Annotated in this window: 19 protein-coding genes; 15 read left to right on the top strand and 4 right to left on the bottom strand. The window is 64.1% G+C overall.

Going from position 1 to position 22,008, the window contains the following annotated elements; genetic code table 11:
• Positions 1-32: 32 nt before the first annotated feature.
• The 3 genes from JAB6_RS08775 to JAB6_RS08785 are packed head-to-tail and all read left to right on the top strand — an operon-like array spanning position 33 to position 6,611.
• Entirely contained in the window at positions 33-3,680 is a 3,648-nt protein-coding gene (locus JAB6_RS08775) for a response regulator (RefSeq protein WP_070302410.1), read from the top strand.
• Entirely contained in the window at positions 3,677-6,217 is a 2,541-nt protein-coding gene (locus JAB6_RS08780) for an EAL domain-containing protein (RefSeq protein ID WP_070302408.1), read from the top strand. The genes JAB6_RS08775 and JAB6_RS08780 overlap by 4 nt, the downstream gene beginning before the upstream one ends.
• Before the next feature lie 19 nt (positions 6,218-6,236).
• A complete protein-coding gene (locus JAB6_RS08785) occupies positions 6,237-6,611 on the top strand; it encodes a hypothetical protein (protein WP_070302402.1) in 375 nt (124 codons plus the stop codon).
• A 28-nt stretch (positions 6,612-6,639) separates the two neighbouring features.
• Here JAB6_RS08785 and JAB6_RS08790 read toward each other — a convergent pair whose 3' ends face one another.
• A complete protein-coding gene (locus JAB6_RS08790) occupies positions 6,640-8,145 on the bottom strand; it encodes an anion permease (RefSeq protein WP_034748161.1) in 1,506 nt (501 codons plus the stop codon).
• A gap of 287 nt (positions 8,146-8,432) precedes the next feature.
• Here JAB6_RS08790 and lodA point away from each other — a divergent pair, with 287 nt between their 5' ends.
• The 4 genes from lodA to JAB6_RS08810 all read left to right on the top strand — a co-directional run bounded on the left by lodA (position 8,433) and on the right by JAB6_RS08810 (position 13,561).
• Positions 8,433-10,643, top strand: coding sequence for a CTQ-dependent lysine 6-oxidase LodA (lodA, locus tag JAB6_RS08795; RefSeq protein WP_070302400.1), 2,211 nt, complete (start codon positions 8,433-8,435; stop codon positions 10,641-10,643).
• Positions 10,640-11,755: a tryptophan 7-halogenase gene (locus JAB6_RS08800; RefSeq protein ID WP_070302398.1), complete on the top strand. Its 1,116-nt coding sequence runs from the start codon at positions 10,640-10,642 to the stop codon at positions 11,753-11,755. Before lodA ends, JAB6_RS08800 begins: the two co-directional genes overlap by 4 nt.
• 245 nt (positions 11,756-12,000) lie before the next feature.
• On the top strand, positions 12,001-12,774 hold the full coding sequence (locus tag JAB6_RS08805) for a ferredoxin--NADP reductase (protein ID WP_034748152.1): 774 nt from the start codon (positions 12,001-12,003) through the stop codon (positions 12,772-12,774).
• Positions 12,775-12,985: 211 nt separating this feature from the next.
• Positions 12,986-13,561 (top strand): type 1 glutamine amidotransferase family protein, encoded by a 576-nt coding sequence (locus tag JAB6_RS08810; protein WP_070302396.1) that lies wholly within the window; start codon positions 12,986-12,988, stop codon positions 13,559-13,561.
• Here the strand turns inward: JAB6_RS08810 and JAB6_RS08815 are convergent.
• The 3 genes from JAB6_RS08815 to JAB6_RS08825 all read right to left on the bottom strand — a co-directional run bounded on the left by JAB6_RS08815 (position 13,558) and on the right by JAB6_RS08825 (position 15,821).
• Complete coding sequence (locus JAB6_RS08815; protein ID WP_083292618.1) at positions 13,558-15,003, bottom strand: serine hydrolase domain-containing protein; 1,446 nt, start codon at positions 15,001-15,003, stop codon at positions 13,558-13,560. The genes JAB6_RS08810 and JAB6_RS08815 overlap by 4 nt on opposite strands.
• An 85-nt stretch (positions 15,004-15,088) precedes the next feature.
• Positions 15,089-15,430: a hypothetical protein gene (locus JAB6_RS08820; RefSeq protein ID WP_175444516.1), complete on the bottom strand. Its 342-nt coding sequence runs from the start codon at positions 15,428-15,430 to the stop codon at positions 15,089-15,091.
• 7 nt (positions 15,431-15,437) lie between these two features.
• The gene (locus tag JAB6_RS08825) at positions 15,438-15,821 is read right to left on the bottom strand and encodes a hypothetical protein (protein ID WP_217494616.1); all 384 of its coding nucleotides are present in this window, start codon (positions 15,819-15,821) and stop codon (positions 15,438-15,440) included.
• A gap of 299 nt (positions 15,822-16,120) precedes the next feature.
• On the opposite strand from JAB6_RS08825, the gene JAB6_RS08830 reads away from it, so the two are divergent.
• From JAB6_RS08830 to JAB6_RS08865, 8 genes are all read left to right on the top strand, one after another.
• A complete protein-coding gene (locus JAB6_RS08830; RefSeq protein ID WP_070302394.1) occupies positions 16,121-16,309 on the top strand; it encodes a hypothetical protein in 189 nt (62 codons plus the stop codon).
• Positions 16,310-16,492: 183 nt separating this feature from the next.
• A complete protein-coding gene (locus JAB6_RS08835) occupies positions 16,493-16,684 on the top strand; it encodes a hypothetical protein (protein ID WP_070302392.1) in 192 nt (63 codons plus the stop codon).
• A gap of 62 nt (positions 16,685-16,746) precedes the next feature.
• On the top strand, positions 16,747-17,760 hold the full coding sequence (locus JAB6_RS08840; protein WP_070302390.1) for a RimK family alpha-L-glutamate ligase: 1,014 nt from the start codon (positions 16,747-16,749) through the stop codon (positions 17,758-17,760).
• Positions 17,742-18,608: a hypothetical protein gene (locus tag JAB6_RS08845; protein ID WP_070302388.1), complete on the top strand. Its 867-nt coding sequence runs from the start codon at positions 17,742-17,744 to the stop codon at positions 18,606-18,608. Before JAB6_RS08840 ends, JAB6_RS08845 begins: the two co-directional genes overlap by 19 nt.
• Positions 18,602-19,117, top strand: coding sequence for a MauE/DoxX family redox-associated membrane protein (locus JAB6_RS08850; protein ID WP_070302386.1), 516 nt, complete (start codon positions 18,602-18,604; stop codon positions 19,115-19,117). The genes JAB6_RS08845 and JAB6_RS08850 overlap by 7 nt, the downstream gene beginning before the upstream one ends.
• Complete coding sequence (locus JAB6_RS08855) at positions 19,117-19,671, top strand: redoxin domain-containing protein (protein ID WP_070302384.1); 555 nt, start codon at positions 19,117-19,119, stop codon at positions 19,669-19,671. Before JAB6_RS08850 ends, JAB6_RS08855 begins: the two co-directional genes overlap by 1 nt.
• Positions 19,668-21,440: an ABC transporter ATP-binding protein gene (locus JAB6_RS08860; protein ID WP_070302382.1), complete on the top strand. Its 1,773-nt coding sequence runs from the start codon at positions 19,668-19,670 to the stop codon at positions 21,438-21,440. Before JAB6_RS08855 ends, JAB6_RS08860 begins: the two co-directional genes overlap by 4 nt.
• 10 nt (positions 21,441-21,450) lie before the next feature.
• Entirely contained in the window at positions 21,451-21,852 is a 402-nt protein-coding gene (locus JAB6_RS08865; protein WP_070302380.1) for a GFA family protein, read from the top strand.
• Positions 21,853-22,008 lie beyond the last annotated feature (156 nt).

The raw sequence follows: 22,008 nt of genomic DNA on the forward strand, positions 1-22,008 counted from the left end.
GCCCACTTTTCCGGCCCGCCCTGGAGCCAGGCATGAAAATCAGGACCAAGCTGATCATCAGTACCAGCGTCCTGCTGGCCGGCGTGGCGGCCATGGCGGCGGCCAGCCTGCTGCTGGTGAAAGGCATCGAAACCCATGTGCATGGCTTGACCGACCGGACCGTGCCGCTGTACACGGACGTGTTGCGCCTGCGCTATACCGTGCAGGACATGGCCTCGGATTTTTTCGAGCTGGGCAAGGCGCAAGACCTGGCGCAGCTGGAACAGGTGTCGGACAAGATCGTCGCCAATATCCAGGCCGCCGAGAGCATCCGCAATGAATTGCGGCGCCACGGCGAGCCGCAGGCGGCCCGCTATCACGCGGCCTTCGAACAGGAATTCCAGCGCATGCGCGTCGCCGTGCGCAAGCGCCTGGAAAACGAGGCCTACTACAAGGCGCAGGCGATGGAGATGGGCCAGGTCCTGGCGCAGATCAAGGCCGCCGCCAAGGCCGCGCGCGGCAAGATACGCCTGGTCGACAGCCAGGCCCAGGCCACGGCAGCCGAAGTGCAGCTGCAAAGCCAGCGCCTGAACGAGAACGCGCGCTACCTGACCGACTTGCGCAAGAGCATCCTCGACATGCAGATTGCGCTGGCCGAAACGGAGGCCGTGAAGAACCGCTTCCGCATCGCACCCTTGCGCGAACGGCTGACGGCGGCCGTCGCCCATCTGCAGGGAAGCGGCGAGCGCGACATCAGCCCCGCCCAGCAGGCGCTGCGAACGACACTGCTGGCCACGGCGCGCCAGATGCTCGATCCCGCCGCCGGCTTGCTGGCCTTGCGCGCCGGGCTGCTGGCCGAGGCCGGCGCCAGCGCGGCGCAGCAGGCGCACTATGCCGCGCTCAAGGAGCAAGTCAGCGCCACCCTGGCCACCGCTCTCCTGCGTCTGGCCGAGGAACTCGATCCCATCGAACTGCAGCTGGCCATCGGACGCGACCGGTTGGCGCAGGCCAACCGCTACATGCGCACCTCGGCCCGCATCGAGGACGCCAGCGGCGAAATCAACCTGGCTGTCGACGCCATCAGCATCGACGTGGGCGAAGTCATGCTCGCCACGGCCGCCGGCGACGTCACGCGCCTGGGCGCCGATATCGCGCAGCACATCGGCGCACTGCACCGCGACATGGGCACCATGCAGACCTTGCTGCAAAGCATAGGCCAGCTGGGCTTGCTGGCCGAAACGCGCAGCGTCGATACCTACCTGGACGCGGTGGAACGGTCGGGACAGCGGCTGGTGCAAGCCAAGGGCAGCGTGCTGGACAGCCAGGCGGCACTTGGCGAGGCCATCGACCACGTGCGGGCCTTCGAACGCGAACAGGCCGCCCATTCCACGCAGCAGGTGGCGCGCATCACGGGGCAGCAGCAGGACGCCGTGACCCAGGTGCGCGATGGCGTGCGCCATGCCTTCATGCTGATCCTCGGCATCGCGCTGGTGCTGCTGCTGGCCTGCGTGGCCATCACGGGGCTGATCAGCGCGTCCATCGCCAGGCCGCTGGCGCACCTGTCCCATGCGATTGCCCATATCCGCGGCGGCAAGGCGCTGTCGGTGCGCGTGGCGCAGCATGGCAGCGATGAACTGGGGCAATTGATCAAGGGCTTCAACGGCATGCTCGAGCACGTGGAACAGCGCGACCTGGCGCTCAAGCAGGCCAAGGCCGAGGCCGACGCCGCCAACCGCGCCAAGTCGGAATTCCTGGCCAAGATGAGCCACGAGATCCGCACGCCGATGAATGGCGTGCTGGGCATGACGGAATTGCTGCAGCGCACGGAACTGAGTCCCAAGCAGCAGCGTTTTGTGCACACGGTGCACCGCTCGGGCGAAAGCCTGCTGAGCATCATCGACGACATCCTCGACTTTTCCAAGATCGAGGCGGGCAAGCTGGTGCTCGAACATATCCCGTTCGACCTGCGCCAGGTGATCGACGATGTCGTGGCGCTGTTTGCCAACGGCATCCAGCGCAAGGCCATCGAATTTACCTGCCGCATCGCCTCCGACGTGCCGCAGCACGTGCGCGGCGACCCCGTGCGCCTGCGCCAGATCCTCACCAACCTGCTCAATAACGCCACCAAGTTCACCGAACGGGGCGAGATTTCCGTCGATGTCAGCTGCCCCGCCGCCGGCCAGATCCGCCTGGAAGTACGCGACACGGGCATCGGCATGGCGCCGGAAGCGGCAGCGGCCGTCTTCCAGCCTTTCCGCCAGGCCGACAGCACCACTTCGCGCAAATACGGCGGCACGGGACTGGGCCTGGCCATCATCAAGCAGCTGGTGGAAATGATGGGTGGCAACATTGTGCTGAAATCCGTGGCGGGCCAGGGTTCCAGCTTCGCCGTCACCATCGCCGTGGGCATCGTGGCGCCCGAAGACGCGCCACCGGCGGCGCCGCGCGTGTCGCTGGCCGCCTTGAACGTGCTGGTCGTCGACGACCATGCCACCAACCGCAGCATCCTGCTGCAGCACGCGATCGAGTGGCAGATGGCCGCCGCCAGCGCCGCCGACGGCGCCGAAGCGCTGGACCTGCTGCAAGCCGCGCTGCGCGGCGCACGCCCGTTCGACCTGGCCATCATCGACATGCGCATGCCCGTCATGGATGGCGCCGAGCTGGTGCGCGCGATCAAGGCCGACGCCGGCATGGCGGCCCTGAAAATTATCATGCTCAGTTCGCTGGACGCCTCGGCCGAGCTGCGCCAGCTGACGGCGCTGGGCGTGGAATACTGCCTGACCAAGCCCGTGCGGGCGATGGAACTGCGCCACTGCATCGAAGCTGTCTGCGGCTACGGCACCCTGGCGCCAACGAGTGCTGCCATGCCTGCCCTGCCCGCTCCAGCGGACACCGCGGCCGCGGGCCAGGCGCCGCTGCGCATGCTGCTGGTGGAAGACAACGCGATCAACCAGGAAATCGCCCTGGCCATGCTGGAAGATAGCGGCTACGAAGCCACGCCGGCCGACAACGGGGCGCGCGCGCTGGCCCTGTGGGAGCGCTACCCGTTCGACGTGATCCTGATGGATTGCCAGATGCCGGAAATGGATGGTTTTGAAGCTACCCGGCGCTTGCGCCGCATGGAAAGCGAGCAAGGCCGAGGCCGCACGCCCATCATTGCCCTGACGGCCAACGCCATCCTCGGCGACCGCGAACTGTGCCTGGACACGGGCATGGACGACTACCTGGCCAAGCCGTACACGCGCGCCGCGCTGCTGGAAGTCCTGGCCCGCTGGCGTCCGTCGCCGGCCGCGCCGGCCGCAGCGGAAACGCCTACAGTAACCACGGAGGTGGCGCCGGTGGAATCAGCCGCCATCCTCGACGCCGCCGCCCTGCAAAACCTGCGCGCCATGCGGCGTCCCGGCCGTCCCGACGTGCTGGGGCGCATCATCGACCTGTTCTACAGCGACGCCCCGCGCCTGCTGGGCCAGCTGGAAGTGGCCGCCGAGGCCAGCGATGCCGCAGCCCTGCAGCTGGCGGCGCATACGCTCAAATCGAGCTGCGCCAACGTGGGCGCGCTGGGCTTGTCGGCCACCTGCCGTGAAATCGAACAATACGCGCGCGGCAATGACGTCGGCAGCGCGCTCAACCATATCCGCGGCATCCAGCAAGAGCTCGACCGTGTCCTCGCCGCCCTGGCCATTGAGAAGGAAGCCATATGAATACCGCACTGCCCCCGCAAGCACTGGTCCTGGTGGTCGACGACGACACCATGACGCGCATCCTCGTGACGGAAGCGCTGGAGCCGGAAGGCTTCCGCATCGAGGAAGCGGCCAGCGGCCTGGAAGCGCTGGCCGCCTTCCAGCGCGGCGTGCCCGACCTGATCCTGCTCGACGTCGCCATGCCCGGCATGAGCGGCTTCGAATGCTGCCAGCAGCTGCGCCGTCTGCCCGGCGGCGCGCACGTGCCCATCGTCGTGCTGACCGGCAACGACGACGACGACTCCATCAAGCAGGCGCTGGAAGCGGGCGCCAGCGATTTCATTTCCAAGCCCATGCAATGGCGGCTGCTGGCGCACCGGCTGCGCTATCTGCTGCGGGCCAGCAGCGCCCTCACCGAATTGAGCCGTATCCAGGAAAGCCTCAACCACGCGCAGGCGCTGGCCCGCCTCGGCAACTGGGAATACCGGGTCGCCGGCGGCGACGGCTACTGGTCGCCGGAGCTGTTGCGCATTCTGGGCCTGGATGCCGATACCGGCCCCACCAGCTTCGACCGCCTGCTGCAGTGCCTGCCGGAAGACCAGCGGCCCCTGCTGCTCGATGCCTTCATGGAGCTGCATGCGAGCGGCACCAGCTATGGCCTCGAACACAAGGTGCTGCGGCCGGACGGCGGCGAGTGCATCGTCTTTCACCAGGCCGAAGCCGTGCGCGAAGGCCGCGAAGTGCTCTTGATGCGCGGTACCGTGCAGGACATCACGGACCGCAAGCTGCAGGAATTGCGCATCGAATACCTGGCCAACCACGACGCGCTGACGGACTTGCCCAACCGGCAATTGCTGAACGACCGCATCGGCCAGGCCATCGCCCATGCCCGCCGCACCCGCTTGCACCTGGCCACCCTGATGATGGACCTCGACCGTTTCAAGTTCGTCAACGACAGCTATGGCCATCCCGTGGGCGACGCGCTGCTGCGGGAAGTGGCGCGGCGCCTGAAGCTGGCCGTGCGCGAGGGCGACACCGTGGCCCGCCAGGGCGGCGACGAGTTCGTCATCCTGCTGACGGACCTGCCCGACATCGAGACGGCCGAACAGATCGTGAAAAAGGTGTTGGCGGTGTTCGCCGATCCTTTCGTGCTGGGCGAACATACCCTGCACATCAGCACCAGCATCGGCGCCAGCGTGTTTCCGTCCGACGGCGACAGCGGCGACATGCTGCTCAAGACGGCCGATGCGGCCCTCTACAGCGCCAAGGACAAGGGCCGCAACGGCTACCAGTTCTACAATCACAAGATGGGCGTGCTGGTGGAGGAACGGGCCGAAATCGAACACGCGCTGCACCAGGCGCTGGCGCTGGGCGAGCTGGAATTGCACTACCAGCCCAAGGTCGACCTCACCAGCGGCAAGATCTATGGCATGGAAGCGCTGCTGCGCTGGCGCCGCGACGGCATCGGGCTGGTGCCGCCGGACCGCTTCATCCCCCTGGCCGAGGAAACGGGCATGATCGTGCCCATCGGCGAATGGGTGCTGCGCACGGCGTGCGCGCAGCTGGGCGTCTGGCATGCCTACGGCTTTACGCACCTGACGATAGCCGTCAACGTGTCGGCGCGCCAGTTCCGCCAGGTCGACATGCCGCAACTGGTGCGCGAAGTGCTGGCCGACAGCGGCGTGCCGGCCCACTGCCTGGAGCTGGAGCTGACGGAAAGCGTGCTGATGCAGAACCGCGACCTCGTGGTGAAGGCGCTGGAAGAATTGAAGGAAATCGGCGTGACCTTGTCGCTGGACGACTTCGGCACCGGCTATTCGAGCCTTTCCTACCTCAAGCAGTTCCCCATCGACGTCGTCAAGATCGATCAATCGTTCATCCGCGACGTGACCGACAGCGTGGATGGCGCGTCGCTGACCCGCTCCATCATCGCCATGGCCAAGTCGCTGCACATGACGACGGTGGCCGAGGGCGTGGAAACGGAGGGACAATTGGGATTTCTCAATACCAACCAGTGCGACGCCATGCAGGGCTATTATTTCAGCCGCCCGCTGCCCGGCGCCGAGATGGATCTGATGTTGCATGCGGGCACCCATTTGCCGCCCGACAGCTGCCATGCCGAAACGCCGCAGCGCGTGCTGCTGCTGGTGGACGACGAAGAGCACATCCTGTCCGCCCTGCGCCGCTCGCTGCGCAAGGAGGGTTACCAGATACTCAGCACCAGCAAGCCGCAGGAAGCCTTGGAACTGGTGGCCGCCCATGCCGTGGGCGTGATCCTCACGGATGCGCGCATGCCGGGCATGTCCGGCAACGAGCTCTTGCGCCGCATCAAGGGTATCTATCCGGAAATCGTGCGCGTGATGCTGTCCGGCTACCCGGAACTGCATTCGGTCACGGCGGCCATCAACGAGGGCTCGGTGTACAAGTTTATCACCAAGCCCTGGGACGAAACCTTGCTGAAAGACCATTTGCGCGAAGCCTTCGTGCGCTTCGAATCGGGCGTGCAGCGGCCACCGGTGGGCCCGCATGGTATCGAGATCAGCAACCGTGCCGCCTAGCGCGCCACCAGGAGCCGCCATGCAGGATCAGCTGTTCTTCGAAGGCTTGCGGGCGCTGGCCGAAGCCGCCTTCCCCAAGCATTGCGCCTGTTGCGGGCGCGAATTCGCCACGGCGGACGATTTCATTTTGCAGACGCAATCGATGCGCCAGAACGTCTCGGGGCTGAAACAAAGCTTCGACGACAACAACGTGGCCATCGTCGAGGTCTACCGCAACTGCCTGTGCGGTTCGACCCTGATGGATTTCTTTTCAGACCGGCGCGACACCTCCGAGGCATCGCTGCAGCGGCGTCAGCTGTTTGAACGGCTGTTGCCGCCGCTGATGGAAAAAGGCATGGAACGGGCCGCCGCGCGCGAGTATCTGCTGCACATCGTGCGCGGCCAGCTGCCGTGACGGGGCGGCTGGCCGCTGTCCGCTGGCATTACCAGTAGCCCAGCACCTTCCACCACGTCGTGCCGACGACGGCAAAGATCAGCAATTCGATCACGCACATGATGAAGCCAACTTTCCACCAGTTGCCCATCGTCACGAAGCCGCTGCCGAAGATGATGGGCGAAGTGCCCGTCGCGTAGTGCGTCAGGGTCATCATGATGGCCGAGCCGGCCGTCATCATCAGCATGAACGGCACGTGGTATTCGGCCGGGATCAGGTGCAGGCCCACCGTCAGGAAGGCCAGCAGCATGGCGCTGATGTGGGCCGTCGTGCTGGCGAAGAAGTAGTGCGAGAAGACAAACACCAGCACGAGCACGCCGGCGATCGGCAGCCAGTCCATGCCGCTGGCGACGATGGCCGCTTTCATGCCGGCCGAGAACCAGGCGATCACGCCCGTCTTGTTCAGCTGCTCGGCCATCATGACGAGCGCGCCGAACCACACCAAAGTGTCCCAGGCGCTCTTTTCCGACAAGACGTCATCCCAATCGATGGTGCCGGTAATGATCAGCACGAACAAGCCGACAAAGGCGACCACCGTCGCATCGAGCGAAAACGCGGGGCCGAACAGCATGGCCGGCACGTTGGCCCACAGCAGCAGCAACAGGGCGAAGGTGCCCAGCATGACTTTTTCCGACGGCGACAGCGGGCCCATGCCTTTCAATTCCGCCTTGGCATAGGTGACGGCGTCGGGCGTGGCTTTGAGTTCCGGCGGCGACAGCCAGTAGATAATCAGCGGCATCACCAGCAGGCAGACCAGGCCCGGCAGCAGCATGCACAGGGCCCAGGTGGTCCACGTCAGGTGGAAACTCTGGCCGCTGGCCTTGGCCACGAAGTCGACCACGAGCGGGTTCGGCGCCGTGGCCGTGAGGAACATGGCCGAGGTGATCGGGTTGGCGTGGTAGTTGACGAGGGCCAGGTAGGTGCCGACCTTCTTTTCCGTGCCCTTGGCCGGGTCGGAATCGAAGGCGTTGGCGATCGATTTCATGACGGGGTGGACGATGCCGCCGCCGCGCGCCGTGTTACTGGGCGTAAAGGGCGCCAGCACCAGTTCGCAGATGGCCAGGCCGTAGCCAATGCCCATGGTGCGCTTGCCCAGCAGCGAGATGAACAGCAGGCCGATACGGCTGCCCAGCCCCGTCTTTTTCAGGCCGCGCGAAATCAGGATCGCCACGACGATCAGCCAGATCAAGGGATTCGAAAAACTGCTGAGCGCATCCGTGATGGCGCCCTTGGACGAGGTCGACGTCACTTGCGACAAGGACACGATGACGATGGCCATCATGGCCATCACGCCGATCGGCATGACTTTCAGGATGATCGCCAGAATCGTGGTGAGGAAAATCGCCACCAGGCCCCAGGCCTTGGGCGTCAAGCCATCGGGCGCCGGCAGCAAGAGCATGCTCACCAGCAAGGCCGTGCAGATCAGGGCGGGGACGAGGCGGAATGGGACGGCTTCCTTGAAATGCAGGAACAGGTCGCGCACTGTTTTATACATCATGATTTCCTTTGCTGGACAGGCATCCTGGCGGGCGGTCGCCCGCGTGGATTGGTGATAATTCTTTTTAGCAACATCATACAAGCTCATGCGCCACTACCCTGCTCCGTTACGCCTGCGCGTGCCCGGAAATTTCCGAATCGTTGACTTGAGCGGTATCAGAGTGCCGGTAAATATTGTTGAGCAGTGACAATGGGTGACTTTTTTGTCAATTTTTCTCTGTATCTTTCCCCGTAGCTGCCGCCAGATATGCCACCAGGATTGCCAACCTTTCAGGGGAAAACTTGATGAATAGCACGGAACAGTACTCGATACACCCATCGATCGGCGTTGCCCGTGTGGGCAACAGCCATGATTCGTTTTATCTGGCGCCGGAAACGATCGGCGGGCTGCCGATCGAAGTCGACAGCAACAACGATCCGCAGCTCGTCGATGGCAAGCCGGTCCGCGTTGCCCAATTCAAGGATGCGGCCGGCCGCGTGCGGCGCCAGGCAGCCAGCTTCCGCATCTACAAGTCCGTGGCGGGACGTCCCGGCGAAAAAGTCCTCGTCGACCTGCAGGACCCGAACATTGCCAAGATCGAGTGGACGGTGCACGTGGCAAACAAGAAGGCAGCGTGGTGGAACTTCATTCCCCTGCTGGGCGACCTGATGTTCGGCCCATACAACAGCTATGAAACCTGGGAAAAGACGCCGCCCGCCTGGAATCTGACGCCCACGTCCTGGACCAATCTGCGCAATGACACCGTCAAGGGAGATGAGGCACGGCAAAAACTGATCGTCGATCCGGGACCGCGCACACTCGATGCGCCGCTGGGCAAGGCCCATTTCGACAAGGATGGCGCCGGTTCCTATGCGCACGTGTCCTTCCCCGATCCGCACGCCATCACGCAAGGCTATCCGGTGCGCACGCTCGGTGAAATGCGCACGGATTCACGCGGCAACCTGCTGGTGATCGGCGCCTATGGCCGCGCGGGCGGCTCCGAAAGCATCACGGGCTTTGGCGGCGGCGATACGTGGAATGACGACGTGGGCGATGGCCCCGTCAGCGCGACCATCCATTTCACGGATGGCAGCCCGTCCGTGGAACTGAAAGCCTGGGTCGTCATCGGCTCGCCGAAGTTCGCGCCCGAGCTGGTGAATATTTCCACCTGGGATGACGTCGTGGCCGACATGGCCATCAAATACAAGAACGCGCTGCCCGAGGCCTACGACACGGCCCGCTGGAGCGGCAGCGATGGCTGGAATCCCGACTATGTCGTCAATTACGGGCAGGACATTCAGCCCTTCCTTGCCAGGATAGGCGATTACCAGTGGGTGGCGACGGTGCCGTCGATGACGGCCTTCATCCGCCCTAACTTCGACGTGGCCGATGCGTCGGAAGCGAACCGGCCGCAGCGCGAAAAATTCTTCAGCTATTTCAGGAAGCCGTCGGCCATCCGGCCCGGCACGGAGGAACAGGCGCCCGGATTCACCGGTGGCCAGGGCGGACAATTGTTCAGCGAAGCCACCACGGAGAACCCCGCCGCCGGCATTCCTCTCGTGCCCTTGAATTCGGGCAGCAATTCCGTGCGCAACAACGTCATCAGCAAGTTTTCCGTGCTGACGGATACGCAATACTTTGCCCTGCAGCAATGGGCGGCCGGCAAATTCGCCGCCGATGCGCCGGGCCTGGCCTTGCCCGGCATCGACCCGCTCGATCAGGCGGCCATCGGCAATTGCGTGGGCGAACCCATGTGCCCCGGCATCGAAGTGACGTGGAGCGTGCGCAATCCCATCATCTACGCGAAACCGTACGCCATCCTGCACCGCGTGGATGCCGACTACGCAAAAAACGGCCTGTCGCCGGGCCGCGACGAGTGCGCACCGCTGGACTGGAACGACCCGACCGTCGGCACCGGCTGCGAACCGGGCGACCTGACCAAGCGCATGGCCATCCCGTGGCAGGCCGACTTCTATGACTGTTCCGTGCAGATGATCAACTTCGACAATCCGGACCTGGTCAAGAATCCCGACACGCTCATCCCCGTGCCGCCCACCTATTACGCCTACTGGTGGCCGCCGCAAAGCCCGTGGAACGTGATCAATGGCGCCACCACCAAGGAAGAACAGGCGCTCGCCGGCGTGCCGGCCGGCATGCAGGTGATGTACAGCCGCGGCATGAACAGTTTTTCGCAGATGATCAGCTCATGGCACTACCTCGGTTTCATCGTGAACCAGAACCAGGATGCCGAGTCGGGCCGCCAGTACCCGTATTTTGTGGAAAAGGAGCGCAATCACGCCAAGTTCGTGGCCGCCAGCGTCGGGGTCGGCAATGCCAGCAGCTTCATCACGGGCGACGATTCGAACTACCTGCCCGCCTGGTTCCTCAAGGATGAAGATCCGCAGACGGCGCCCGAGAAGGCATCGCAGCTGTTTGCCACTGGCGGCGCGCAAGTGGCCGTGCACGACACGCCGAAGAAAATCCAGCCTGCCAACCGGCGCCGGTTTTCCCATTGAGTGTCACGCCAAGCACGTCGTCATCGCGCGACTACGACGTCGTCATTGTCGGCGGCGGTGCCGCCGGCACTGCCGCCGCCCTGACCCTGGCCCGCTACACGGGCTTGCGCATCGCCTTGCTGGAAAAGCAGCTGTTCGACGATTACCGGGCCGGCGAAACGGTATCGTCGTCCATCTTCTCGATGCTGGACTTTCTGGGCGTCGGCCGCGACCTGCTGGACGGCGCCCAGCTGCCCGCGTTTTCCCATGCAGCCGCGTGGGGCAGCGCGGAGCTGATGTCGCGCGAAGCCGTCTTCAGCAGCCACGGCCACGGCTTGCACCTGGACCGCCGGCAATATGACGCCATCCTGCTCGAACAGGCGCGCCTGGCGGGCGTGGCGTTGCTGCGTCCGGCGCAACTGGTACAGCTCGAACACGGCGACCCGTGGCGTCTGCGCGTGGCGAGCGAGGGGCAGGAAACGGACCTGACGGCCCGCTACCTGATCGATTGCAGCGGCAAGCAGGCGGCCATCGTGCGCCAGCGCAAGCGTCCGATCCACACGGAAGACTCGCTGGTGGCGCTGTACGCCTATTATCAGCTGGACGAGCCGCAATTCCTGCCGCACCGCACCCTGGTGGAAACGACGGAACATGGCTGGTATTACGCCGCGCCCCTGCCGGGCGAGCGCGTGGCGCTGGCCTTCATCACGGATGCCGACATCCTCAAGCGCCTGCGGCTGAAGGAAGCGGCGCCCTGGCGCGAGGCCGGCATGGGCACGCGCCATGTGGGCGATATCCTCGCGCGCCTGCCCCCGCCGAGCGCGCTGCGCCATTACGCCATCCACAGCCGGGTGGCGTCGCTGCCGGCCGATGAAAACTGGACGGCGGCGGGCGACGCGGCCGCCTGCTTCGACCCGATCTCGTCGCTGGGCATCGGCCAGGCCATGGCCTCGGGCATCCATGCGGCGCGGGTGGCGGAAGCTTATCTGGCCGGCGACCGGGGCATGGCGGCCGGCTACCGGCGCAGCGTTTTCGCCGCGTTTGAAACCTATCTGCAGATGCGGCGCGGCTTCTACGGCGCCGAGCAGCGCTGGCGCGATGCGCCGTTCTGGCAGCGCCGGGCAGCGTCTTGACGCCCCCGGCAAAAAACTGAGCCAGGTCAAGAGTCCGCATGTCCACGGCCCGTTTCCGGGCCAATTCCAGCCCTGCCTTGCCATTCGCACTATAATGTTGGCACCGCGTGCGGCAGCATTGGCGGCGATAGACGGTAACAATTTCGTGTGGAGGCCGGTACAATAGCGTCTGGGCCTACACAGGGTTTCACTTTTGCCAGCAGTTGCCAGCAACTAACCATTTTTTTGACCAGCCAACACATACTATGAGTTCGATGAATGAAGAGCGCGTTTTAAGCGTGCACCACTGGACGGATACCCTGTTCTCCTTTACCACCACGCGCGACCCGTCGCTGCGTTTCTCGAATGGCCATTTCACCATGATCGGCCTGCGCGTCGACGGCAAGCCCTTGCTGCGTGCCTACAGTATCGCCAGCGCCAATTACGAAGACCATCTGGAATTTTTCAGCATCAAGGTGCCGGGCGGCCCATTGACGTCGCGCTTGCAACACTTGCAAGTGGGCGACACCGTCATCGTCGGCCGCAAGCCGACGGGCACCCTGGTATCCGACTACCTGCTGCCGGGCAAGCGCCTGTACATGCTGTCGACGGGCACGGGCCTGGCGCCTTTCCTCAGCATCGTGCGCGATCCGGACATCTACGAGCGTTTTGACCAGCTGATCCTCGTGCACGGCGTGCGCCAGGTCGATGAACTGGCTTACCACGACTTGCTGGAAGAGCATTTGCCGAAGCATGAGTTCCTGGGCGAAATGGTCAGCGACAAGCTGCGCTACTACCCGACCGTGACGCGCGAAGACTTCCGCAACATGGGCCGCATCACGGAACTGATCGAGAACGGCAAGCTGGCCGAAGACCTGGGTGTGCCGGCATTGAACCCGGCCGAAGACCGCGTGATGATCTGCGGCAGCTCGGACATGCTGCGCGACCTGAAGGAAATGCTGGAAGCGCGTGGCTTCAAGGAAGGCAATACCTCGACGCCTGGCGACTTCGTTGTCGAGCGCGCGTTCGCCGAGAAGTAATCGGCAGCAAACTCGTAGCAAATACAGGGGCCCGGCCCCGCCGCTTCCCGCGGCGGCGCCGGGCTTTTTCATTGCAACTTGTGCCATCAACTTGTGCCATCATTTCCTGCGCGCTCCTGACAGAAATTGTCAGTACTTTTTATTATGATTTCGGCACCCGCTGGCTAGCAAGCCAGTACTATTGATATCTCCATCTGCGACAGGACTTTTCATGACACGTGCCATCACCATTCTGACCGAGAACTTTGCCGATTGGGAAACCGCCCTGCTCAATTCCACGGCGCGGCTGTACTACGGCTTTTACACGCAGTTCGCCACGCCGGGCGGCTTGCCCGTCACCTCGTCCGGCGGCATGCTGGTCACGCCGCAACTGGCGCTCGAAGAGATCGTGCTCGACGAACTCGACTTGCTGATGGTGTGTGGCGGCAGCTTCTGGCAAAGCGGCAAGGCGCCCGACCTGGGCCCGCTGCTGCGCGCGGCCCGCGACAAGGGCGTGGTGCTGGCCGGCATTTGCGACGGCACGCGCGTGCTGGCGCAGGCGGGCGTGCTCGACACCGTGCGCCACACCTCGAATTCGGCCGATAACCTGGCGGATACGGGCTATGCGGGCGCGGCCCTGTACCAGGACGTGCCGTGGGCCGTGGCCGACCAGCGCGTCATCACGGCACCGGGCACGGCGCCTGTCACCTTCACCAGGGAAGTCTTGCGCGCCCTGGGCATCGCCGATGACAACCTGGCCGCTTACCTGGCCATGCACGGGGCCGAGCACGGCCAGGCAGCCCGCTAATTGGCACCGAGCACGCGCAGGCGCGCCACGGCGTGCGTGTTGCCCGCGTCCAGTTCCAGCGAACGGCGGTAATGCGTGACGGCCAGCGCCGTGGCGCCGTCCGCCTCGTAGGCTTCGGCCAGGCTGTCGTGGCCATTCGCCCCTTGCGGGTACAGTTGCACACCCAGCTGGAAGACGGCCACGGCCTGTTTCGGCTGCTGCCGCCCCAGCAGGCGGTAGCCCCAGGCGTTCAAGTCGTCTTCCGTGGGTTCCGGCAAGCCGTGCTGGCGCAGGATGGCCGCCAGTTTCTTGTCCAGCCCGTCGAAACCGGCGCTCGCCGCCTTCGTGCGCAGCAAGTGCGCGGCATACGCGCCGCCGCGCTGCTGGCGCAGGGCGGGAAGATAGAAGCCGGCGACGGTATCGATCAGCTGTTCCGGCTGGCCGCCGGCCAGGTTGCTGAGGATAATGACGGCCAGGCTATCGTTCGGATACACATAAAAGGCCGAGCGGCCACCGCCGATGCCGGCCACGGCGCGGTGGCCATCGCGGCCGATGGTGGGCCAGCCCAGCGCCCACGGCGCCGGCTTGCCGTCATTCAAGCTGGTCGGCTGCCACAGCCGTTCCACACCGGCGGGCGCCAGCAAGCGTCCCGACTGCAGCGCGATGAGCCAGTTGGCCAGTTCGCCCGCATTGCTGTTGATGCCGGCCCCGGCGCGCAGGAACACGGGAAAGTCTTCGATCACGTTGCGGTAGCCCTTGCCGCTACGGTCCAGCACGTAGGAACTGGCCTTGTTGGCAACCACATCCTTCGCGTCGCCAAAGCCGCTGTGCCGCATGCCCGCCACGTCGAACTGCCGGCGCTGGATGAAGGCGGTAAAGGGCTGGCCGCCCTGGCGCTCGATCAATTGCGCCAGCAAGACGTAATTGGTCTGGTTGTAGCGGTAGCGCTGGCCTGGCGGGGCTTCCACGGGCAGCGCCTGCACGGCTGTCCACGCCGCATCGGCGTCGTCCGGCAGCGGCCCCACGAGCTTGCCGCTGCGCTGGTCCAGCACGTCGGGCAAGCCCGAGGTATGGTTGAGTAATTGGGTCACCGTCACGGCTTGCCAGGCGACAGGCAAGTCTGTCAGGTACTGGCCGACCGGTGCGGCCAGGTCGATCTTGCCCTCTTGCACCAGCTGCATCACGGCCACGCCCGCAAACGCTTTCGTTGCCGAGTTGATGGAAAACAGGCTGGTATCCGTCACGGGCACCTGGTATTGCAGACTGGCCAGGCCGAAGTTGCGCTTCAACACAACCTTGCCATGCTGTATCACGGCCAGTTGCAAACCGGGAATCTGGCGCTCCTGCATTTCGCTGCGCACGAAGGTGGCAATATCATGTTCCGCGGGGAACGCCTGCGCATGGCTGGTGGGGCTGGCGGCAAGCGCCATGACGAGCAGGACGGACGGCAGGCATGGCTTCACGATGCGGCTTTCGGCAAGAGAAAACGGAACCGCAGCATCCCATACCTATTTGTCAACGTCAACGATAATCTTGCCAGTCAGAAAGTTACTCGTCCAGCCACACATCCTCGTACCCTTCCCGGTCGAGAATGAACTTGGCACCGCTGGGCAAGGCCAGGTAATCGACCACCTGCGGCAGCATCTCGTGCAGGTGTTCCGCATGCAGGGGCTGGTAAAAGCCGCTGGCGTCGTCGTGTTCACCGCAATGGATAAACCAGCTGATCGTGCCATTTTCCGGCAGCTCGATGCGCGTGCCGTAGATGGGCGACTGCGCCAGGCTGCCGGTGGCCAGGGCCACCATGGGTTCGGGCACCTGCGCCGGCAAGCCGAATTTGTCGCAGATGCGCTGCTGTTTTTCGCTGATCAGTTCAGTCAGGTTCTTCATCATCTTGTTCTCAGGATCCGATATAGCGGTAATGGAGGCGCAGCGCGCCATCGTGGCCGGACATTTCCAGGTGCAGGATCGCTTCGCCAGGCTTGCCATTGGCCAGCAGCCGGCATTCCAGGCCCAGCGGTCCCGCATCAGTGGCATACACGTCGACGGCGGGACGGCCGCCCTTGCCCGATACGAAAGCTTGCGCCAGCGGCGCCAGTGACAATGCCTGGTCCGCCGCAAAATAGCTGTTGAGCATTTCGATGATTTCGTCGGCCACGCCCGGCGACAGGCCCCAGTCGCGTTGCAGCGCAACAGGATCGCGCCCGTCGAGCGTCTGCACGAAGGCTGCGGCTTGCGCGTATGCCAGCTGACGCAGGCTGTCGGTAACTGCCATTTCCATCATGTGGCTCCTGCCCTGTCCATTCAACAGGCGCCATTATAGCGCGTGGCCGCGCGCCTAGGCTATCCGTTTGCCATCCATAATCAGACCGATTGCCGTTCATTTAAAACGCAATCCTTATTATTTATCGCACTGCAATAATATAAATGGACCGCGTGATATTTGGTGAGTATTCCCAAAAGATAATCGCGAATACGATTGATTTTCAATTGACGCTTATTTATTCCGGCGCTAATATCGAATGGCCATAGACCATGGCATACAGTGCAAGCAGTACTTAACCATCACAAGAGGATAGTACAATGCAAAATCAAACCAAATTGTTCGCATTCAAACTGGCTGAAAAACAGGTACAAAAACAGGCGGCGCCCGCAACTGCCTGGAAAGTGCGCGACGGCGTCGCCGTGGCCGGTTGCACCGCCGTCGGCACGAATGATCAATATCGCGACTCTTCCCGCCTCAGGCCGAACGACAGCGGCCAGTATTGCTGATCCCCGGCATGCCATAACCCCTGCCTGGCGTCGGGTTGCATTATATTTCCCTATATTCAAACTGGCGCCGTTGGCGCGGCTTTTCTGCGCCCAATGAATATATAAACACCTTTCAATTGGAGATTTCATTTTTATAAGCAGTTATTGGTAAAAATCGAAACACAACCATTAATAGAGGATTCCATGCTCGATAAAAAAGAACCCAAGCTGTTCGCATTCAAACTGGCGGAAAAGAAGGAAGAGGAAAAGCCGGCCCGTCCTGCGCCCTGGAAGGTACGCGACGGTGTTGCCGTAGCCGGCTGCACGGCAGTCGACAGCGAGGAACAATACCGCTATTCGCGCATCGGCTCGAGTGACGGCGGCGAGTTCTGCTGATACGTTGAACCAGCCTTGCCACGGCAAGGCTTTTCACCTTCCCTTACCGCAGGCCTCCCTACATGCACAAAAAGGTTTTGATTATCAGCCATAGCGGCGATCTGCACGCCGACCTGGTCGTAGCCATCCTCGCCGCGCGCGGCCATGCCCCCTTCCGTATCGATCTTGACGCCTTTCCCCGCGATTACCAGCTGTGCCAGCGCCAGCAGGACGGCCGCGCCAGTGCGCGCCTGCGCCGTTTGCCCGATGGCGACTGGCTTGACTTGCAGCAGGTGGGCGCCGTCTGGCTGCGCAAGGCGGCCGACTATGCCTACGCCAGCGCCGACCTGACGCTGCAGGAACGCGCCTACGCCCAGCTGGAAACGGAGCAAGCCGTCTTCAGCGTGCTGTACGGGCTCGATTGCTACTGGCTCAGCCATCCGCTGGCCCTGCGCGGCGCCCAATGGAAAGGCGAACAGCTTGCGCGCGCCGCGCGCATGGGCTTTCGCGTGCCCGCCACCGTGATTACCAATGTGCCCGACGACGTGCGCGCTTTCCGCGCGGCCATCAACGGGCCCATCATTTTCAAGAGCATGTCCACGCCCAGCCTGGCCGCCGAAACGGTCGAGGACGTTGACAGGGTCAGCGCCGGCATCGGCACCACCATTGTCGACGATGCCATGCTGGACAGCTTGGACGCGGTCAGCGAACTGAGCTGCCAGTTCCAGGAATATATAGCCAAGCAATACGAACTGCGCATCACCGTGATCGGCAAGCAACTGTTTGCCGCGCGTCTGTATTCCCAGGATGATGCGCGCACGGCCATCGATTCGCGCGATATGTCAGCCCCCATCCGCTATGAAGCATGCACCTTGCCAGCGGAAATACAGCAGCGCTGCCTCGCTTTCGTGCACAGCTATGGCCTCGAGTATGGCGCGCTCGATCTCATCGTCACGCCCGACGGCGAGTACGTTTTCCTGGAAAACAACCCTGTTGGTCAATTTTTGTATGTGCAACAACTGGTGCCTGCCTTGACCATGCTGGAAAGCGTGGCCACAACCCTGATCGAAGGAGCCGTATGCCGCAGCCAGACCTGAACCAGATCCCCGTCCAGCTGCGCGAACTGGAACTGGCGCGCGACAGCCGTGCCATCGTCCTGGCCGCCTCGCACCTGGACATGGAACTGCTGCCCGCCCTGTATGAACTGTGCCAGGGCATCGGCCCCGTGGCGCGCCTCGACGTGGTGCTGCACGGCCGCGGCGGCATCGTCAACGCGGCGCGGCGCATCGCCCTTCTGCTGCGCCAGCATGCCCGCCACCTGAGCTTTATCGTGCCCTTCCACTGCCAGTCGGCCGCCACCCTGCTGGCCTTGGGCGCCGATGACATCATCGCCGGCGACCTCGCCCTGTTCTCGCCCATCGACCCGCAGCTCGATGGCGCCGACGGCGGCTCCATGTCCAGCCTGGACATCAAGGTATTCGGCGACATGGCGCAGCAGTGGTTCGGCGTCGATGCGGCCGAGGCGCGCCAGCAATCGCTGTCCTTGCTGTGCGGCAGCATCTTCCCCCCTTCCCTGACGGCCTTTTACCGTACCACCCTGGAGCTGGCACAGATCGGCGAGGAATTGCTGGCCTGGCAATTGCCCGATGCCACGCCAGAAGCGCGGCGCGCCATCGTCGCGCAACTGGTGACCGGGTACCACTCGCATAACTATGCGTTGACGCGCGAAGAGCTGGCCCAGTTGGGCTTGAACATGACGCGCGATGCCCATGCCGAACGGCTGGGCTGGGCCATCTCGACACAGTTGCAATCGAGCATAGGCGGCGCCCTGCGCAGCGCGCCAGACGAACCGTGGAACGATGCCCTGCTGGCGTCGCGCGACGGCGTGCAGCTGCGGCGCCAGCGTCCGGGCGGCTTTGCGCCGCTGTGGAGCACGCAATGCTGACAGCACTCCCCTTTTTGTCCGATATCGCACGCTATGTCATCGCCTTGCTGTTGCTGGCGGCCAGCGTGGGCAAGCTGCGCAGCTACAGGGAATTTCGCGGCAACCTGGCCACCTCGTTCGGCGTGCCGCCCGCCGCCGCCCAATTCGCTGCGCCAGCCCTGGTGGCGGCGGAACTGCTGCTGGCCGGCTGGCTGCTGGCGGGCGGCACGCAGCTGCCGATGCTGCTGTCGCTCGTGCTGCTGAGTACCCTCACGGCCGTCCTGGCCTGGCGCTACTTCACGCACAGCGTGGTGCGCTGCAGCTGCTTTGGCGAAGCGGCGCGGCCCGTCTCGCAATACGACCTGCTGCGCAACGTGCTGGCGGTCGGCATCAACGGCGCCTATTTCGCATCCGAGCAGACGGCATCCCTGCCCGTCGCCACCTCGGTCCTGGCCGCCGGACTGGCGGCCATCGTCTGCGTGGCCGTGATTTCCCTGCACGACATCGCCACGTTGGCAAGGGCCGGCTGATGGATGATACGACCTTGCAACTTGTGCTGGCAGCGCTGGCCTTTGCCCTCGCCGGCAATATCTGGCTGACCCTGGCCGTGCTGCGCGCCAGCCGCCGCGAACGCATCGCGCCTGCGGCGCTGGTGCCGGGCGAGCCCCTGCCGGCAGTGCAAGCCCGTCCCCTGGCTGGCGGCGCGCGTTTCCAGCCGGGTGCCGCGGGCCAGGCGGCCGTGCTGCTGTTTTTGGCCAGCCGTTGTCCGAAATGCGCGGAAAAGCTGGCTGGTATCGAACAGCTGCTGCCGCTGGCGCGGGACGCCGGCCTGGCCCTGTGGCTGATCAGTGAAGAACCGGCCCGCCGGCTGCGCGCCTTTTTGCCCAGTAGCATCTTGCGGGAAGCCACGGCGCGGCTGACGCTACGCGATTACCGGTGCGTGAACCCGCTGATGAGTTCGCCTTTCTATGTGTTCGTCAATCACGAGGGCACGGTGGAAGCGGCCGGCCTGATCGGCGATGAAGACTGGCTGGCCCTGGCCGAACAATTGAACGCCGAACCGTCGCAGGAGCGCGCCGCATGAACCATGTAAACATCGGCCCCCATCTGGAACGCCTGCGCCTGCTGTACCCGGTGCGCTGGCGCATCGCCGCCGGCCTGCTGTGCATGGCCCTCACCGTGGGTGCGCAGCTGGCCTTTCCGCAAGCCATCGCGTATTTCATCGATAACGTGGCGGAACTGACGCGGCGCGGCGTTACGCCGGGCATGGTGGCCGCCATGCTGGCCTTCAGCCTGCTGTATGCGCTGGCCTCGGCCGCCCGCTTCTATCTGCTGCAATCGGGCGGCCACATGATCGTCATGGGCGTGCGCCGGCGCTTGTTCGACGTGGTAATCAACCAGCCCATCGCCTTTTTCGACAAGCACCATGGCGGCGAGCTGAACAGCCGACTCACGTCCGACGTGTCGGCCCTGCATGAAAGCCTGACGATCGGCGCGGCCAATGCCTTGCGCTCGCTGTGCGTGTTTTTGGGCGGCATCGCCATGCTGCTGCATCTGTCGCCCATGCTGAGCTTGCCGCTGGCCCTGTTCATTCCCATCAGCCTGTATCTGGGCAAGTTATCAGGCAGTAATTACCGGCAGCGCGCGCGGGCCATTTCCGCCACCCTGGCCGCCAGCGGCAAGGTGGCGCAGGAATACTTTGCCCATGCGCGCCTGGTGCAGGCGTTCAACCAGCAAGGCGGCGCCATGGCGCGCTACGCGCAAGCGATGCGCGAACTGCTGGGCGTGTCATTGGCCGGCACGCGGCTGCTGGCCGTGTTCCAGGGCGCGCAGGGCTTGCTCGCCTTCGTTGCCCTGCTGACCACCTTGTGCTTCGGCGCCCACCTGATCGGCCAGGGCCGCTTGAGCGTGGGCGAGCTGACGGCCTTTGTCATCTATGCCAGCATGGTGACGGACACGGCCGGCTCCATCAGCGAATTCTGGAACACGTGGATGCGCACGATGGGCTCGACCGACCGCATCTTCGAGATCCTGCGCAGCCACCGCGCCGTGCCCGAGGCTGCGCCGCAGCCGCCGCTGGCCGGCCAAATCGCGCTGCGCGACGTACGTTTTTCGTATCCCGAGCGCACGCAGGTGACGGCCCTCGACGGCGTCAGCCTGTTCATTCGCGCGGGCGAGAAAATCGCCCTCGTCGGCGCTTCGGGCGCGGGCAAGTCCACCATCGCCAGCCTGGTGCTGGGCCACTATCAGATAGACGCGGGCAGCCTGCAGTTCGACGGTATCGATGCGCACGTGCTGGGCGTAACGCAGCTGCGGCGCCAGATGGCCGTGGTGGAGCAGGAACCGGCCCTGTTTTCCGGCAGCATCGCCGACAATATCGCCTTTGCCGTGCCGGACCGGGTCGTGGCGCGCGAAGCGATGGTGGCGGCGGCGCGCCTGGCGCATGCCCACGATTTTATTGCAGCCTTTCCGGACGGCTACGAGACCCTCGTGGGCGAACGGGGCGTGCAATTGTCCGGCGGACAGAAGCAGCGTATCGCGATTGCCCGCGCCATCCTGCGCGCGCCGAAAATCCTCATCCTGGACGAAGCGACGAGCGCGCTCGACGCCTCCAGCGAACAGCAGGTGCAGCTCGCGCTCGATACCTTGATGCAAGGGCGCACCACGATCATCATCGCCCACCGCTTTTCCACGATCGTCAAGGCGGACCGTATCATCGTCATGGACAAAGGCCGGATTTGCCAGCAAGGCACGCACGCCGAACTGCTGCGTGCGGGCGGCCAGTATGCGCGGCTGATGCAACAGCAGCTGTCGCAATTCCAGCAGTTGCATGACAGTACGGCAACCCTGTAAAGTGGGCTGCATGAAAAAAACCTACCATGGCAGTTGCCACTGCGGCGTCGTGCGCTTTGCGGCCGAGATCGACCTGGCGGCCCCCAGCCTGCGCTGCAACTGTTCCTACTGCCTGAAAATCCGCTGCTGGGCCAGCCTGGTCCCGCCCGCGGATTTTCGCCTGCTGGCCGGTGAAGGCGAGTTGAGCGAATACCGTTTCGGCGCTCGCCGCGAGCGCCATTATTTTTGCCGCCATTGCGGCGTGCGCCCGTTTGGCCGCGGCGATTCGCCCCGCAGCGGCCCGTTCGTCGGCATCGGCGTCAACTGCCTTGATGACGCATCGGCGGCCGAGCTGGCGCAAGTGCCCGTCACCTTTGTCGATGGCCGGCATGACGAGTGGAATGCGCCGCCGCAGGAAACGCGGCATCTGTAGTAGCAATGTAGAAATGGTTGTCATCCACCACGGAGTTTTCCTACGTGGCGACAAGTCGTGTCCCTATGGCTAAGCCCGACGCAGGCAGCGAGAATGGTCTCAACGGTGCAGCCAATGTTGAACCGGATGATTACGCAAACCAACCATAGGGGACAT

Source organism: Janthinobacterium sp. HH104 (assembly GCF_001758715.1).
GTDB classification, from domain to species: Bacteria; Pseudomonadota; Gammaproteobacteria; order Burkholderiales; family Burkholderiaceae_D; genus Janthinobacterium; species Janthinobacterium aestuarii.

Excerpts from the sequence above, each read along its gene's own strand:
- JAB6_RS08775 (WP_070302410.1), top strand. The coding sequence starts at position 33 with ATGAAAATCAGGACCAAGCTGATCATCAGTACCAGCGTCCTGCTGGCC.
- JAB6_RS08780 (WP_070302408.1), top strand. The coding sequence starts at position 3,677 with ATGAATACCGCACTGCCCCCGCAAGCACTGGTCCTGGTGGTCGACGAC.
- JAB6_RS08785 (WP_070302402.1), top strand. The coding sequence starts at position 6,237 with ATGCAGGATCAGCTGTTCTTCGAAGGCTTGCGGGCGCTGGCCGAAGCC.
- JAB6_RS08790 (WP_034748161.1), bottom strand. The coding sequence starts at position 8,145 with ATGTATAAAACAGTGCGCGACCTGTTCCTGCATTTCAAGGAAGCCGTC.
- lodA (WP_070302400.1), top strand. The coding sequence starts at position 8,433 with ATGAATAGCACGGAACAGTACTCGATACACCCATCGATCGGCGTTGCC.
- JAB6_RS08805 (WP_034748152.1), top strand. The coding sequence starts at position 12,001 with ATGAGTTCGATGAATGAAGAGCGCGTTTTAAGCGTGCACCACTGGACG.
- JAB6_RS08810 (WP_070302396.1), top strand. The coding sequence starts at position 12,986 with ATGACACGTGCCATCACCATTCTGACCGAGAACTTTGCCGATTGGGAA.
- JAB6_RS08820 (WP_175444516.1), bottom strand. The coding sequence starts at position 15,430 with ATGATGAAGAACCTGACTGAACTGATCAGCGAAAAACAGCAGCGCATC.
- JAB6_RS08825 (WP_217494616.1), bottom strand. The coding sequence starts at position 15,821 with ATGATGGAAATGGCAGTTACCGACAGCCTGCGTCAGCTGGCATACGCG.
- JAB6_RS08830 (WP_070302394.1), top strand. The coding sequence starts at position 16,121 with ATGCAAAATCAAACCAAATTGTTCGCATTCAAACTGGCTGAAAAACAG.
- JAB6_RS08835 (WP_070302392.1), top strand. The coding sequence starts at position 16,493 with ATGCTCGATAAAAAAGAACCCAAGCTGTTCGCATTCAAACTGGCGGAA.
- JAB6_RS08840 (WP_070302390.1), top strand. The coding sequence starts at position 16,747 with ATGCACAAAAAGGTTTTGATTATCAGCCATAGCGGCGATCTGCACGCC.
- JAB6_RS08845 (WP_070302388.1), top strand. The coding sequence starts at position 17,742 with ATGCCGCAGCCAGACCTGAACCAGATCCCCGTCCAGCTGCGCGAACTG.
- JAB6_RS08850 (WP_070302386.1), top strand. The coding sequence starts at position 18,602 with ATGCTGACAGCACTCCCCTTTTTGTCCGATATCGCACGCTATGTCATC.
- JAB6_RS08855 (WP_070302384.1), top strand. The coding sequence starts at position 19,117 with ATGGATGATACGACCTTGCAACTTGTGCTGGCAGCGCTGGCCTTTGCC.
- JAB6_RS08860 (WP_070302382.1), top strand. The coding sequence starts at position 19,668 with ATGAACCATGTAAACATCGGCCCCCATCTGGAACGCCTGCGCCTGCTG.
- JAB6_RS08865 (WP_070302380.1), top strand. The coding sequence starts at position 21,451 with ATGAAAAAAACCTACCATGGCAGTTGCCACTGCGGCGTCGTGCGCTTT.